We start from the raw sequence: 15,344 nt of genomic DNA on the forward strand, positions 1-15,344 counted from the left end.
TTAGTATGTTAAAAAAAGTAATGGCCATTCTGCTGGCGCCGTTTATCTTACTTTCGACAATTCCAGTATCTGCGGAGGAAATAGAGGGAAGAGATTGGCAGGATGAGTCCATCTACTTCATCATGGTGGACAGATTTTATAATGGTAATACGAAAAACGATCATAGTGTGGACCTTGATAATCTTAATACATACCAAGGCGGGGATTTTGCCGGTATTATGCAAAAGTTAGATTATTTGCAGGAAATGGGCTTTACCACTATTGCACTGAATTCAATCGTTGAAAACACAGAATCAGGCTATCATGGAGATTGGGCTCTGGATTATAGAAAGATCAATGCGAATTATGGAACATTAAAGGAATTTAAACAGTTAGTGCAAGAAGCTCATAAACGTAATATGAAAGTGATCGTTGACTTTAATGCGAATCATGTCGGACCTAATCATCCATGGCTTAAGGATTCGGCAAAAGAAGATTGGTTTCATGAAAGAAAAGATGTGACCTCTGCAAGTAACCAGGAAGGGAAGCAGGCTGGATGGATAGATGGATTACCAGATTTAGCACAGGAAAATCCTGAAGTATCTGCTTACTTGCTGGATGCTGCGAAGTGGTGGATTACAGAAACCAATATTGACGGCTATCGCTTGAATGATTTGGAGTATGTTTCTGTTGATTTTTGGAGTAATTTCAGTAAAGAAATGAAATCGGTTAAAAATGATTTCTTTCTACTTGGTAATGGTACTATAGAAAATACATCTGATTTGGTTGGCCTTCAGGAATCAGGCATTGATGGTGTACTAGATAAACAACAAATGGAAGCGTTGAGAGAGGTATTTGCTAAACCGGATCAGAAGATGAATTCATTATTCACTATCTGGAATGAACGAATGCAAACGATGAGTCAGCCACATCAGTTGGGAGTTATGGTTGATACAGAAGATATACCTAGATTCACTAAGTCAATGCAGGATCATAATCAATTCCCTGGAACGAGATGGGAATTACTAATGACCCATATGTATACCATGCCTGGTATCCCAATGGTTTATTACGGATCCGAAATAGCCATGAATGGTAATGAGATACCTGATAATCGCCGTATGATGGATTTCAGAACAGATAAGGATTTAATTGAATATATTGGTAAAATAGCTGCACTGCGTAAAGAATATCCTGCTTTAAGGAAAGGCACTCTTGAACTTTTGAACGAGCAGGATGGAATGGCCGTCTACAAAAGAGAGTATGAAGACCAAATAATGATAGTTGCGATTAATAATAGCTCGAAAACAAAAACCATTCAACTTGATGCAGCTAATCTTCCAGCAAGTGAAGAGTTACGTGGCAGGCTTAATGCAGATATGGTCAGAAAAAGTAATGATACCTATTCAATTACTTTGGATCGTGAAACATCAGAAGTCTATTTGGCAGCAGAAAAAAGCGGCGTAAATTATGTATTCATTGCTGTAATCGTTTTAGTTAATATCTTGTTCTTTGGGTTCCTTTATTTGGCACGAAGAAAAGGCAAACGGCAAAACAATCATAATTGAACGAAAATGGAGGGATGTTATTTCTCTCCTTTTTTTTAATAATAATCATAGACTAGCATAAGTGAGGATGAAAGTGCTTGAATAAGAAATGGTGGAAGGAAGCAGTTTGTTATCAAATATATCCAAAGAGTTTTAAAGATTCCAATGGAGATGGGATTGGAGATTTACGAGGGGTAATTAATAAACTTGATTATTTAACCGAACTGGGGATAGATGTTATCTGGATTTGCCCTATTTATCAATCCCCCAATGCGGATAATGGTTATGATATCAGTGATTACCAAGCAATCATGGACGAGTTTGGAACGATGAAGGATTTTGACGAATTACTGGAGAAAGTTCATAAACGGGGTATGAAATTAATAATGGATCTGGTTGTTAACCATACAAGTGATGAGCACCCGTGGTTTTTAGAATCCAAAACATCAGTAGATTCACCTAAAAGAGATTGGTACATATGGAGTGATGGAAGCCCTAGTGGCCCACCGAATAATTGGGAGAGTATTTTCTCCGGCAGTGCATGGGAATATGATGTGGAAAGTGGGCAATATTATTTGCATGTATTTGCAACAAAACAGCCTGATTTGAATTGGGAGAACAAGGATATGAGAGAGGCCGTTTATAATATGGTCAATTGGTGGTTAGATAAAGGGATTGACGGATTCCGTATTGACGCTATTAGCCATATAAAAAAGAAGGCTGGTTTTCCAGATGCAGCAGGATTAGATGATAACGGGATAAAAGGTTTCAAGATGTATACGGACCAGGATGGGATTCATGATTTCCTTCAAGAATTAAAGATGAAAACATACTCAAACTATGACATTATGACGGTGGGAGAAGCAAGTGGGGTAAGAGCCGAAGATGCAGACCCCTGGGTAGAAGAGCAAAAAGGTGCTTTTGATATGGTATTTCAATTCGAGCATTTGAGCCTATGGGAAAAAGAAACTGAAGTTGATCTCGACCTTGTATCATTAAAAAGAATCCTGTCAAAATGGCAAACTGTATTACATGGTAAAGGCTGGAATGCGTTGTTCATTGAAAATCATGATAAACCACGTATTGTATCCGTACTGGGAAATGATCAGGAGTATTGGCAAGAAAGCGCTAAGATGCTAGGAACTATGTATTTCTTCATGCAGGGTACCCCTTTTATTTATCAAGGGCAGGAAATTGGCATGACAAATGTAGCCTTTCCTTCTATTAATGATTACGATGATATTAGCATGAAGAATTACTATCAGTTAGAAACTGCCAAAGGAAGAGACCATCTTGAAATTATGAAGGTAATATGGAAAAACGGACGTGATAATTCCAGAACACCAATGCAATGGGATGATTCGTTAAACGGTGGTTTTACATTAGGAATACCTTGGATGAAGGTGAATCCAAATTACCAGGAGATTAATGTAAAGCATCAGCGTCAGGATTCCAATTCGATTCTTTCCTTTTATAAAAAAATGATTCGCTTGCGCAAGCAGTATGATTGTCTTGTTTATGGTGAATATAAGCTTTACCTTGAAGATGATCCTAATGTGTACATGTACTCCAGATTTACAGATGAACAAACCGCTTTAGTAATCTGTAATTTCAATAAAGATAGTGAAGCTATTACTTTACCGGTGTTCAATGGGTTGACAGGGGAGCTAATCCTTAGTAATTATAATAATCATAGTGAAGAAACAGACGAACAGGGTAATATCTATTTATCACCATATGAATCAAGAGTCTATCTCTTCAAACAGATCGCTGAATAGGAAATGGGGAACAATCGTATGGCGATAACGATAAAAGACGTAGCGAAATTGGCAAATGTGGCACCTTCGACAGTTTCCAGAGTAATTGCCAACAATCCAAGAATAAGCGAGAAGACAAAAAGAAAAGTAAGAGAAGCAATGGAAGAACTCGGCTATCATCCAAATTTTATAGCGAGAAGCTTGGCAAACAAGTCAAGTGAGGTTTTAGGAATCGTTATGCCCAAGTCTGGAGATGGATCTTTTTTAAATCCATTTTTCTCTACGGTTATGAAGGGTTTAAGCCAGGCTGCGCATGAAGACTTGTATGGCTTACATATTACTACGGGGATATCGGATGAAGGAATATTTAATGAAGTTGAAAAAATGGTACATGGCGGCAGAGTGGACGGAGTTATTTTGCTTTACTCTAAAGTTGACGATACCGTATTGAACTATCTATATAAAATAAATTTCCCATTTGTTGTTATTGGAAAACCACCAATGCATGACAGCAGTATTACGTATGTGGATAACGATAATTTTCAGGCCGGCAAGGATGTAGCCGATTATTTACTTGCGAACGGGCATAAGGATATCGCCTTTATTGGAGGGAGTGCCCATCTGGTCGTCACGATTGAACGGATGAGAGGGTACGAGGAAGCATTGAAGGAAGCTGGAATACCTATTTTAAAAGAATATGCGATTCATGAAGATTTCATGCTTGAAGGCGGTAAAGAAGCAGTCAAGCAATTAATGAATCTTGAAAAACCTCCTTCAGCATTGATAGTTGCTGATGATTTTATGGCACTTGGTGTACTGAACATGCTTGATGAAATGGATATCAGTGTTCCAGAGGATATCTCAGTAGTAAGCTTTAATAATGTCTTAATTTCTCAATTGTCAAAGCCTCCTCTTTCCTCTGTGGATATCAATATAGAGAAATTGGGGTATCAGGCAGTCAAATTGCTGATTTCCAAAATAAAGAACCCTCAGGGACCAACAATGCGTATGATTATTCCGCATCAATTCATTATTCGATCATCTGTTACAAAAAAATAAGGTACTTTTATAAAGAAACGGTGAAGACATCTTAAAGGTGTCTTCACCGTTTTCTATCTTTATCCATTATCCATTAACGACACTGCCGCCATTTACATGCAAGGTTTGTCCAGAAACATAGGACGAGTCATCACTTGCCAGGTAAACATAAGTAGGAGCCAATTCATCAGGCTGCCCAATACGGCCAAGCGGTGTATTTTGACCCCAGCTTTCTTCAATTTGCTCAGCAGAGAAGGATGCGGGAATTAACGGTGTCCAAATAGGGCCCGGTGCAACGGCATTCACATAGATTCCCTTAGGAGCAACACTATTGGAAAGGGCACGGGTAAAGGATACGATCGCTCCCTTTGTAGATGAGTAATCAATTAACAATGGATTACCCTGGTAGGCTGTTACACTGGCAGAATTGATAATCTTGCCGCCCTTCGGAAGATGTTTCATGGCTGCTTTTGCCATATAAAAATATCCGAATATATTGGTTCGGAATGTGCGTTCCAATTGTTCTGACGTTATGTCAGTAAATTCTTTTTGAACATGCTGTTCTGCAGCGTTATTGACAAGAATATCGAGTTTACCGAATGTTTCAACGGTCTTTTCTACAGCATTTATGCAAACATCTTCATATCCAACATCGCCTGTGATTAACAGGCATTTTCGGCCTTCCGCTTCTACAAGCTCTTTTGTTTTTTCGGCATCTTCTTGTTCTCTATCGACATAAAGAATAGCTACATCGGCGCCTTCTTTGGCAAAGTAGACTGCAACTGATCGGCCAATTCCGCTGTCACCGCCAGTAATAATAGCCACTTTATCTTTTAATTTCCCACTGCCTTTATAGGAAGAAGTAACGGTAATAGGTTCGGGATCCATTTTATACTGCAATCCCGGTTGTACTTCTTGCTCTTGTCCTGGCGCATTATTAAATCTTTCACTCATAACTGAATACCTCCTATATTTTTCATCTATGTGTATACTTTTCCACTGTTTGTTGAAACAAAACATTTTTCGTCATGAAGGTCGCTGAATAAGATTATATAGTCGGCGTCAAGTGAGGGGCGATAAACTATATAGAAAGAAAATCGAAAAGGGTAACACCCTCAATTGAGAGTGTTACCCTGTCTTTGTGTATATGATCTAGAATCGTTAATTACCCATTCACAACAGAGCCGCCATTGACATGAAGGACCTGTCCGCTGACATAGCTGGAATCATCACTTGCCAAATAAACATAAGTTGGGGCTAATTCGGATGGTTGTCCAGCACGTCCAAGTGGAACGTTTTTACCAAATTCAGCCACTTTATCAGCCTCGAATGTAGCAGGAATTAATGGTGTCCAAATTGGTCCCGGTGCTACTGCATTCACGCGGATTCCTTTGCTGGCAATACTATTGGAAAGCGCACGTGTAAAGGATACAATGGCACCTTTCGTTGAAGAATAATCAATCAATTGTGCATTACCTTGATAGGCTGTTACAGAAGTTGTATTAATGATGGAGCTTCCTTTAGATAAGTGAGGAAGGACAGCTTTTGTTAAATAGAATTGTGAAAAGATATTGGTTCTAAATGTTTTTTCTAATTGTTCATCACTGATATCCAACAGGCTCTCCTGAGGATGCTGTTCAGCTGCGTTATTGACTAAGATATCAATTTTGCCGAATTCACTTTTAACTTTTTCGGCGACTTCGCGGCAAAAAGCACTGTCACCTATATCTCCAGCCAATAGCATGCATTGTACGCCTTCGTTTTCCACTAAATCTTTTGCTTTATTCGCATCCTCGTGTTCATTCAAATACACAATCGCAACATTGGCGCCTTCTTTAGCATAATAGTGGGCAACAGATCGGCCAATCCCACTGTCTCCGCCTGTGATAATCGCTACTTTTCCTTTTAATTTATCGCTGCCTTTATAATTTTCATCGACTTCTTTTGGTTCAGGATGCATTTCGTTTGTTACACCAGGTTGAGTATCCTGTTCTTGGGCTGGAAATCCATCTTTACCGATTTTTATATCTTCATTCATTTCACAACATCCTTTCCAATTAATGTTTCCCTATTGTTATTCCTCATTTATGGAAAAAGAAACATGGAAATAGGATTAAAGTTAAGGATGTTTTATTACTTACAAAAAAAGCACTGGAAAATAAGGTGTATGTAAAAAAATGTGATGATTTGCTGATTTTAATGTCGTTTTGTTAATGCTCAAAACAATAGGATCCAAGTAGTGATAGTGAAGAAATTCAGGATTTTTTAACCGAATTAAAAATAAACCCTTTGAGAAGGTTGGGCTATTAAGGGTAATGCTCACTGGATGGACTGAAAATTTTAAAGCATTAGAGAATAAGAGTTTTATTCCTGGGCTTCAGTGGGCATCACTGCACAAATAGTTCCCTATATTAAACCTGAAAAATAGAAAAAAGCCATCGTGTAGCCGATGGCTTTTTAGATGCAATTCAATATGCCTCTGCTCTTCAAACCTATGTAAATACTAGCGGAAGTTTATAAATTGAACTTCGATAGAGAGATCTGCGTCTCGAATGGCTGCAATAACTTGCTGAAGATCATCCTTGCTTTTTCCGGTCACACGGATTTGATCGTCCTGTATTTGGGATTTAACTTTGTTACCCACATTTTTAACAATTAAATTAATTTTCTTTGCGTTGTCTTTGTCTATACCTTGAACCAATTTAGCACGTTGGCGAACTGTGCCGCCTGAAGCGCCTTCCATTTTTCCGTAATCAAGGTTCTTAACGGGAACGCCCCGTTTAATGAGCTTGCTCATTAAAACATCCTTTAATTGCCCCATTTTGTAATCATCGTCAGAAACAAGCACGAGTTCCTCATTTTCCAGCTTAATATCACTTTTGCTACCTTTAAAATCATAACGTGTTTTTACTTCCTTCATTGCCATCGTTACAGCATTTGTTACTTCGGATAAGTCAATTTTTGAAACCACATCAAATGAGCTTTCTTTAGCCATACTATCCCTCCGTTTTTAACTTTATTATAAAAAAAGCACTATATAAGTTCAATTACAAGTAAAAAAGAGGATTTTTTATTGAAATCCTCTTTATACCCAGTTAATATGTTGAAATGGAGATTTTACTTATAAGTGATCAGTCTTTTTTGAAAAAGATTTTTTTCCGGCTTTTCGGTTTTTCTCTTCCTGAATATTTTTAATTTCATGTTTAGCTTGGTTATCTCTGGCTTTTTTATCATTATCTGAAGTATGATATCCCATGTGTGCTTGCCCCTTTGCAAATTATTTACTACGCATATGTGTAGTATGTTGCAAGTAGGGGAAAATATGTATACATCAGAATGTATTTCAGGATAGTTTATTTAAGAAAAATATTGCAATGGTACCTGGACCGGCATGAGCGCCAACAGTTGCACCGACAGATGAAATATATACGGATTTTGGTTGGAAATTTTCTTCAATTAATTGCTTGAATTCCATAGCTTTTTCGATATCATCGCCATGACTGATTCCAATTATTTGTTTATCTAATTGGTCTCCTCGTTCTTTCATGACATCAATGACGGCTTGCATCAGTTTTTTACGGCCGCGGAATTTATCCAGTGGAACCAGTTTGCCATCTTCAACATTTAGCAGTGGCTTGATATTTAATAAACCGCCGAAAAAAGCAGATGTTTTGGAAATTCGGCCACCTCGAGCCAGGTATTCCAAATTGTCTACCGTAAATAAATGTTCCATATGGGAGGCTGAAAACTGTGCTGTTTCTTTCAGTTCTTCAAGACTGGCTCCTTTAGCGGCTTTGCGTACGGCTTCCATGACGACTAGGCCATAGCCTAAAGACGCGCATTTACTGTCGACAATTTCTAATTGAAGATCCGGGTACTCAGCTTTAACTTCGTCTCTCATCATAACAGCTGTTTGATAGGTACCGCTTAATTCGGAAGAAAATGCGACATAAAGTCCGGGTTGTTTATTTTTTGCCAGCTCTTCGAATTTTTCGTAAAAACTTTGTGGAGACACCTGTGATGTTTTGGGTGCTTTTCCTTCGCGCATGGCATCGTAGACTACTTTTGGTTTGATTGTAACTTGATCATCATATTCATTGTCATCAAGATGTACTTTTAATGGAAAAAGAATGATGTTGTTATCCTGGAAGTATTCTAATGGCAAATCGCTTGCACTATCAGCCAAAATTTGTACACTCATATAGACACCTACTTTTTTAAAATTTACTTAGTTTAATTATAAGTCTATTATCTTTTATAGAAAACAAAAATTGTTCACATATCTTTCTATCATGGGGAATTTATTTTCAGTTGTCAACTTAAGGAGGAGCTAAATTTGGTTTGGAATGAAACAAAAAAAATACTGGCTGTTGTGGTTGGAGCTTTATTAAATGCAATCGCAATGAATTATTTCTTGATACCTGCAAACGTGTTTGCGAGTGGGTTCACGGGTACAGCCCAAATTATATCAGCAGCATTGGACATGTTTACGAATATTAATTTATCTACAGGTATATTATTACTTGCTCTTAATATTCCGATTGCTATTCTTGCATGGTTTAAGGTTGGAAGGTCTTTCACAGTGTACAGCTTTTTAGCTGTTGTATTAATGTCATTATTCTTAGAAATATTACCGGTACAATCCTATTCAGATGATATTATCCTAAATGCTGTTTTCGGCGGTGTAATTGGAGCGGCCGGTGTGGGAATCACACTGCGATTCGGTGCTTCCACTGGTGGTATGGATATCGTGGCAATGATTCTTTCTAGAATCAATGATAAGCCAATCGGCATTTACTTTTTAATGCTGAATGGAGCTATTGTAGCCATTGCGGGGCTTATGTATTCAGAAGAACAGGCACTTTATACATTAATTTCATTATATGTTTCTACGAGAGTAATTGATGCTATTCATACAAGACATATAAAAGTTACAGCTATGATTGTAACAAGACATGCAGATGAATTGAAGCAGGCGATTCATTCCAAGCTGGTACGCGGAATAACAATGATTCCTGCTGTTGGAGCCTTTACGGGCGAAGATAAAAATATGCTAATGATTGTGATAAGCCGTTATGAGCTATATGACCTGCAGAGTGTTATTCAGGAAGTAGACCCACATGCATTTACAAATATCGTTCAATCTACCGGAGTTATCGGTTCTTTCCGGAAAGATTGACAAGGAATAAACCCTTTCCGTGTGCTTTAGAGCGAACGGAAAGGGTTTTTTTTTGAATGCAGGATAAGAATGAAGATGCATAGAGAACTAACTACCCTCAATATAGAAAGCGCTTACAATAAATGCTTTTTTTTGCGAAAAACATTTATCTTATAAAAAAGCGAAGGTAAAGTAATTTAAATTATTTTGAAATCGTGTTAAGAAAACATGGCCAAGGGCTGTTCATTATAAATTATTACCTTTGATTATTAAATCGACTGGTGGATAAGTATATAAAAATACGAAAAGGCTTACATTCATTATTTAGAATCAATATAAACTGAAATACCCTAAAATAAATAAATTTTACCAAAATACAAATTTTGACAATTTAAACCCTTTTCTAATTCTAGGTTCTATACTACAATCAACAATAAGTTCTCTTTTGAGAACAAAAAAAGAAATGTATGGAGGTTGGGATGGAAGATACAGTAAGTTTTAAGGATATTTTAAGTGTATTAAAGAGACGGTTAGTACTTATTATTTTGATGACGTTAATAGCGGCTCTGGCCAGTGGCATTATTTCCTATCTCTTTTTATCTCCTTCGTATGAATCATCCACACAAATTCTTGTCAACGACACTATGAACACGAACGAACAACAAAATCAGGATAAGAAAACAAAAAAAGAGGACGCCAAAACTGATAGCAATGAAACTAATTTAATCGACCCTAATCAAGTCCGTGCGAATATTGAATTGATTCATACATACAGTATGTTGATCAAGAGCCAGGCTATTCTAGCAGATGTAATTAGTGAGCTCAGCCTTGACAGAAGCATCGATAAATTAAATGAGCAAGTCACAGTAAACACGACTCAAAATTCTCAAGTTGTTGAAATAGTCGTCAAGGATCAGGACCCTGTTCTGGCAGCGAAAATGGCCGATAGTATTGCGACAGTATTCCAGCAAGAGGTTACTACATTAATGAATATTGATAATATTCATATTCTCGCGAATGCAAATGTTGAAGAGCCTTATGGGATATTTAATCCAGATATGATTAGAAATGTACTGATTGGTTTTTCATTAGGCTTATTTTGTGCTATTGGGGTAGCTTTCTTGTTGGAGTACCTCGATCCTACAATCAGAGATGAAAAAGATATCCTTTATGAATTAGGTATACCGGTTATCGGAAATATCCCGGAAATTAAAGTTAGCAGCAAAAGCATGGAAAGGCAGATGGAGGACAGCCGGGTGAAAATAGGAGGACGTACATTTGAGTCGTAATAGAAATAAAGACTTGCTGGTGAGCAAGGAAAGAGCGAAATATGCACAAATTTATAAACAATCGATTGTGAGTGAGCAGTACAGATTGCTGCGCTCAAGCATAACGTTTTCTCGAATTGGTAAAGACATCCAGACTCTGCTTGTCACATCTCCAAACCACGGGGACGGCAAAACGACCACCGCCGCAAATCTGGGTATCGTGCTGGCCCAGCATGATAAAAAAGTCATCGTCATTGATGCTGATTTAAGAAGACCGAAGATTCATAAATTATTTGACCTTAAACAATCTGATGGCTTAACAGCTATTCTTGCTGGCAAAGCGACAGTGGATGAAGCTATATGCATTTCAGATATACCAAATCTCCATATCATCCAGAGCGGTGCCGTAACCAAAACATCGTATGAGCTCTTAACAGCAAATCGAATAGAGGACATTATCTCGATTCTAAGCCAGCAATATGACACCATAATATTTGATACTTCACCTATCTTGTATACCGCTGAAACGCAAATACTTGCTAATCTTTGTGAAGCTTCCATGCTGGTCGTGAAAAGCGGTCAGACATTAAAAGAAGATGCAAGAAAGGCAGTAAATGTTTTACAAGATTCCAAAGCGGAATTATTGGGAGCTTCATTAAATGGAAATCCAATAAAACCAAAGGCTTATCAATATAACTGATTATTAAGGAGTGGTTAAATGCAGGTTATCCTTTTATCTGGAGGATCGGGGCAAAGATTATGGCCTTTATCTAATGATTCACGTTCAAAGCAATTTCTGAAAGTATTGGAAGGGCATGATAGGACAAACGAATCAATGTCTCAGAGAGTATGGCGACAAATGGATGAAGTAGGACTAATGAAGTCGGCAGTTATTGCGACGAGTAAGAAACAAGTGGATATCCTGAAAAATCAGCTCGGCTCAAACGTTCCCCTTATTATTGAGCCAGAGCGGCGGGATACTTTTCCGGCAATTGCTCTTGCTGCCTCCTACCTATATTCGATCAAAGGAATCAGCCTAGATGAAGTAGTTTCCGTTTTGCCCATTGATTCTTACGTGGAAAATGATTTCTATGAATCTGTGAAAAAATTGGAGGATACGCTAAACACAACAGATTGCAGTATTGCTTTAATGGGAGTGGAACCAAGCTATCCTTCTACTAGTTTTGGCTACATCGTTCCAGAAAAGAAAAATGATGGGCTAGTTCTTGTTAGCCATTTTGTAGAAAAGCCGACAGAAGAGTATGCACAAAGATTGATAAAGGAAGAGGCATTATGGAATTGTGGTGTATTTGCATTTAAGTTAGGTTTTATGATTTCGATTTTAGAAGAAATGAATTTGCCTATAGAGTACGAACAGCTACAAAATGTCTATGAACTCCTGCCTAGTATTAGTTTTGATTTTGAAGTTGTCGAGAAAACGAAGAATATTGTCGCTCTCCCCTATAAAGGAATATGGAGGGACCTGGGGATTTGGAGCACCTTAACTGAGCAAATGATCGAGACTGTTCAAGGCTTAGGTGTTATTTGCCCAAAATCTCATAATACCCATATCATCAATGAGCTGGACATTCCAGTTGCGGTTCTTGGTATGCCAGATGCGGTGGTTGTCGCGAGCCCCGATGGCATCTTAGTTGCCAATAAAGGTTTGAGTCATGATCTTAAGAAATTCATATTTCATTTTAATCAAAGGCCGATGTATGAAGAGAGACGATGGGGGTCGTATAAAGTCCTTGATCAAACCGTCTATGATAATGGGACAGAAGTGCTCACAAAAAGAATAACCATTCATGCCGGCAGCAATTTAAGCTATCAGGAGCATAATAAGAGAAAGGAAGTTTGGACTATTCTCAAAGGTGAGGGTTCTTTGGTACTGAATGAATATATATACGATGTGAAGCCGGGAAGCGTAATTGAAATTCCAGCTGGCACAAGACATGCATTGAAAGCTATTTCCGACTTGGAATTAATTGAAGTTCAAAAAGGTAGTTCGCTGACGGAGGAAGATGTGCATAGAATTAGCATGGAATGGGATGAAATTCTTCCTATGATTAGCTCAGTGACTCTTTAGTACATTTATATAGTTCGTTATTAAGAACAAAGAGAGCTATATAGAAACGTAATAGAAGGACTGAATATTCAAGCCAAAAGTAAAAGCAAGCATATTCATGGGAAAAAGAGTGAATGAAATTCTTTCTCTGATTAATTCAATCACTCTTTAGTATACCTATAAAATTCGTTATTGAGAACAAAAGGGGGCTGGAATGGAAAAATAATTAAAGGACTGGAACAACTCAAACCAAAAGTAAAAGCCACCATATATCAGGGGAAAAAGGAGTGAATTCATTGATTTCTTCTAAGGCAGGGACTGCACAGGAAGCGTTCGCAGAACCGAATGAGCTTGATAACAAGAAATTATATCTAGTATCTAAAAGATACTTAGACATTATTCTAGCTGTAGTGGGTCTTCTGCTGCTAATTCCTGTATTTTTTATTGTAGCCGTCTTGATAAAAATTGAAGATCCTAAGGCTTCTGTGTTCTTTAAACAAATACGTGTAGGCAAGGATGGAAAAACATTCTGTATGTATAAGTTCAGATCTATGGTGATGAACGCAGAGCAACTGATAGAGACACTGCTCAATCAAAATGAGTCCAGTGGGGCTATTTTTAAAATGAAAGAGGATCCTAGGGTTACAAAAATAGGACGTTTTATTCGCAAGACGAGTATTGATGAATTGCCACAACTGTGGAATGTTTTGAAAGGAGAGATGAGTTTGGTCGGTCCCAGGCCGCCATTGCCGAGAGAGGTAGAAAGTTACTCTGACTATCATAAACAGCGTTTGTCCGTTATTCCCGGCTGTACAGGATTATGGCAGGTTACTGGTAGAAGCAGTGTCGGCTTTGAAAAAATGGTTGAGCTGGACCTTTATTATATTCGTAAGCGCCATTTCTTTTATGATATAAAAATCATTTGCAAAACGTTTATCGTAATGTTCTTTCCTAATAATGCTTATTAGGAAAGAACAATAAGAAAGAAGTGATAGTCATAAATAATATTTATGTTTTATATCGACTTATTCTAAATCGTACGGTGGGAGTTACTGATGATTAAAGAATCAATGTTGTTATCAATTAATCGATTTGCCAAATCAATTGTCCAAGTTTTTTTAACTATTCTTATAGCCAGATTACTGACCTTAACAGAAATGGGCCTTTATCAGCAAATCTTTTTGATTGCAGTAATGGTAGGTGCTTTTATTCCGTTTGAGATGCATACAACGTTCAGTTATTTCTTTAACAAAACGGATAATGAACGTGAAAAATCATTAGTGATAACCAATACGTTCTGGGTTTTGTTCATTCTTGGTGTACTGATGATTTTCGGCCTGTATACTCTATACAATATTGAGTTTTTATTAAAGGATAGCCCATTGCGCAAATATGAGATTTGGATTGGATTTTGGAGCTTTGCAACCATAATGGGCTGTTATTTAGAAAATTTGTTTGTTTCTATTAAGAGGGCTAAAATTTATAGCTTTATTAATTTATCTTATTATTTTGCCTATTTCCTGATTATTGGCTATACATTATATGCGACAAAGGAGCTACTCTTAACAATTAAACTGATTGCCCTGTTTGAAATCGTTAGAGTCATCATTTTGCATCTGTTTTTCCATAAGATTCATGGCATGTCTTTAAAAGGAGATCTGCCATTATTAAAACAGCAGCTTAAATATACAGCGGCAGTTGGAGCAGTAACAGCCATCGATGTGATTACACAGACAAGTGATAAAATCATCATTTGGTTATTCTACTCAATAGAATTGTTTGCAATTTATTCAATATCATCAAAAGAGATTCCTTTCATGTCTATTATTACTGTAGCTGTTATAACAGCGATGCTACCAAGACTAGGTCGTTTATACAGCATACAAAGGCGGAAGCTAGAAGCCTTAAATCTCTGGTCAGAATCAAGCCGATTACTATCATTAGTCATGTTCCCTATTTTTTGGATTCTATTTTTCTATCATAAAGAGTTTATCGATCTTTTATACTCTGATACTTATTTAAGCGGATCCATCATCTTTTTAATATATTTAATGAAATTCCCGCTTCGCTTTACAGTTTTTTACACGCCTTTACTTATATCCGGTAATCAAAAGCTAGTTTTAAAAAACGCGCTTATCACGGTTATTTGCAATATCGTTCTAGGACTAGCATTGATGGGGTTATTTGGGTACATCGGGGTAGCTATAGCTTCTGTTATCTCATGTTTTATTAGTATTTACCTGCAGCAAAGAGATGTATGCAAAGTATTTGAAATTCGGCAAAGGGAGCTTCTACCCTACAGGTCAATTTTGATGACATTTGGAACCTCAGGTTTCACCGCAGGAGTGGTCTATTTAATTATCTCCTTTTTGCCTGGTCATCAATTTATCCATTTTTTTTCTGGCGGCATAATCACCATGCTGTTATGCATAGGGATCGCGCTAGTGAGAAAAGAAGTATCTATTCCCTTCTTATTCAATAAACCGATTGTTTTAAAGGTTAGGAGATAAAAAACTTAATAGGGAGTGT

General features: G+C 37.4%; 14 protein-coding genes and 1 pseudogene. 10 read left to right on the forward strand and 5 right to left on the reverse strand.

Annotated features, from left to right (window positions below; all coding sequences use genetic code 11):
- Positions 1 to 5 precede the first annotated feature (5 nt).
- From AC4BHA_RS14900 to AC4BHA_RS14910, 3 genes are all read left to right on the forward strand, one after another.
- On the forward strand, positions 6 to 1,547 hold the full coding sequence (locus AC4BHA_RS14900) for an alpha-amylase family glycosyl hydrolase (RefSeq protein ID WP_139891449.1): 1,542 nt from the start codon (positions 6 to 8) through the stop codon (positions 1,545 to 1,547).
- Between the two features lie 77 nt (positions 1,548 to 1,624).
- Positions 1,625 to 3,304 carry a glycoside hydrolase family 13 protein gene (locus AC4BHA_RS14905; RefSeq protein WP_490551947.1) on the forward strand — a complete coding sequence of 560 codons (1,680 nt, stop codon included), beginning with the start codon at positions 1,625 to 1,627 and terminating at the stop codon, positions 3,302 to 3,304.
- 18 nt (positions 3,305 to 3,322) lie between these two features.
- Positions 3,323 to 4,342: a LacI family DNA-binding transcriptional regulator gene (locus tag AC4BHA_RS14910; RefSeq protein WP_066101581.1), complete on the forward strand. Its 1,020-nt coding sequence runs from the start codon at positions 3,323 to 3,325 to the stop codon at positions 4,340 to 4,342.
- Positions 4,343 to 4,408: 66 nt separating this feature from the next.
- On the opposite strand, the gene AC4BHA_RS14915 is transcribed toward AC4BHA_RS14910, so the two are convergent.
- On the reverse strand, positions 4,409 to 5,275 hold the full coding sequence (locus AC4BHA_RS14915) for an SDR family oxidoreductase (RefSeq protein WP_139891448.1): 867 nt from the start codon (positions 5,273 to 5,275) through the stop codon (positions 4,409 to 4,411).
- 211 nt (positions 5,276 to 5,486) lie between these two features.
- Positions 5,487 to 6,359: an SDR family oxidoreductase gene (locus AC4BHA_RS14920; RefSeq protein ID WP_066101576.1), complete on the reverse strand. Its 873-nt coding sequence runs from the start codon at positions 6,357 to 6,359 to the stop codon at positions 5,487 to 5,489.
- 209 nt (positions 6,360 to 6,568) lie between these two features.
- On the opposite strand from AC4BHA_RS14920, the pseudogene AC4BHA_RS14925 reads away from it, so the two are divergent.
- Positions 6,569 to 6,749: pseudogene (locus AC4BHA_RS14925) on the forward strand (hypothetical protein); the annotation flags it as partial.
- A 75-nt stretch (positions 6,750 to 6,824) separates the two neighbouring features.
- On the opposite strand, the gene AC4BHA_RS14930 reads toward AC4BHA_RS14925, so the two are convergent.
- The 3 genes from AC4BHA_RS14930 to AC4BHA_RS14940 form a co-directional block, all read right to left on the reverse strand.
- Positions 6,825 to 7,316 (reverse strand): YajQ family cyclic di-GMP-binding protein, encoded by a 492-nt coding sequence (locus tag AC4BHA_RS14930; RefSeq protein WP_140461149.1) that lies wholly within the window; start codon positions 7,314 to 7,316, stop codon positions 6,825 to 6,827.
- Between the two features lie 126 nt (positions 7,317 to 7,442).
- A complete protein-coding gene (locus AC4BHA_RS14935; protein WP_139891447.1) occupies positions 7,443 to 7,577 on the reverse strand; it encodes a DUF3941 domain-containing protein in 135 nt (44 codons plus the stop codon).
- An 87-nt stretch (positions 7,578 to 7,664) separates the two neighbouring features.
- Positions 7,665 to 8,522, reverse strand: a complete 858-nt coding sequence (locus AC4BHA_RS14940) for a DegV family protein (RefSeq protein WP_139891446.1) — start codon at positions 8,520 to 8,522, stop codon at positions 7,665 to 7,667.
- 135 nt (positions 8,523 to 8,657) lie between these two features.
- Between AC4BHA_RS14940 and AC4BHA_RS14945 the strand changes: the two genes are divergently transcribed.
- The 6 genes from AC4BHA_RS14945 to AC4BHA_RS14970 all read left to right on the forward strand — a co-directional run bounded on the left by AC4BHA_RS14945 (position 8,658) and on the right by AC4BHA_RS14970 (position 15,325).
- Complete coding sequence (locus AC4BHA_RS14945; protein WP_066101567.1) at positions 8,658 to 9,500, forward strand: YitT family protein; 843 nt, start codon at positions 8,658 to 8,660, stop codon at positions 9,498 to 9,500.
- A 458-nt stretch (positions 9,501 to 9,958) separates the two neighbouring features.
- Positions 9,959 to 10,768: a YveK family protein gene (locus AC4BHA_RS14950; protein WP_066101564.1), complete on the forward strand. Its 810-nt coding sequence runs from the start codon at positions 9,959 to 9,961 to the stop codon at positions 10,766 to 10,768.
- Positions 10,758 to 11,447: a CpsD/CapB family tyrosine-protein kinase gene (locus AC4BHA_RS14955; RefSeq protein ID WP_490551942.1), complete on the forward strand. Its 690-nt coding sequence runs from the start codon at positions 10,758 to 10,760 to the stop codon at positions 11,445 to 11,447. Before AC4BHA_RS14950 ends, AC4BHA_RS14955 begins: the two co-directional genes overlap by 11 nt.
- Before the next feature lie 18 nt (positions 11,448 to 11,465).
- Positions 11,466 to 12,836, forward strand: a complete 1,371-nt coding sequence (locus AC4BHA_RS14960) for a sugar phosphate nucleotidyltransferase (RefSeq protein WP_490551940.1) — start codon at positions 11,466 to 11,468, stop codon at positions 12,834 to 12,836.
- A gap of 275 nt (positions 12,837 to 13,111) precedes the next feature.
- Positions 13,112 to 13,783: a sugar transferase gene (locus AC4BHA_RS14965; protein ID WP_066102381.1), complete on the forward strand. Its 672-nt coding sequence runs from the start codon at positions 13,112 to 13,114 to the stop codon at positions 13,781 to 13,783.
- An 87-nt stretch (positions 13,784 to 13,870) separates the two neighbouring features.
- The gene (locus tag AC4BHA_RS14970; protein ID WP_490558858.1) at positions 13,871 to 15,325 is read left to right on the forward strand and encodes an oligosaccharide flippase family protein; all 1,455 of its coding nucleotides are present in this window, start codon (positions 13,871 to 13,873) and stop codon (positions 15,323 to 15,325) included.
- Positions 15,326 to 15,344: the final 19 nt, after the last annotated feature.

This window comes from Pradoshia sp. Z3_51 (genome assembly GCF_058215915.1).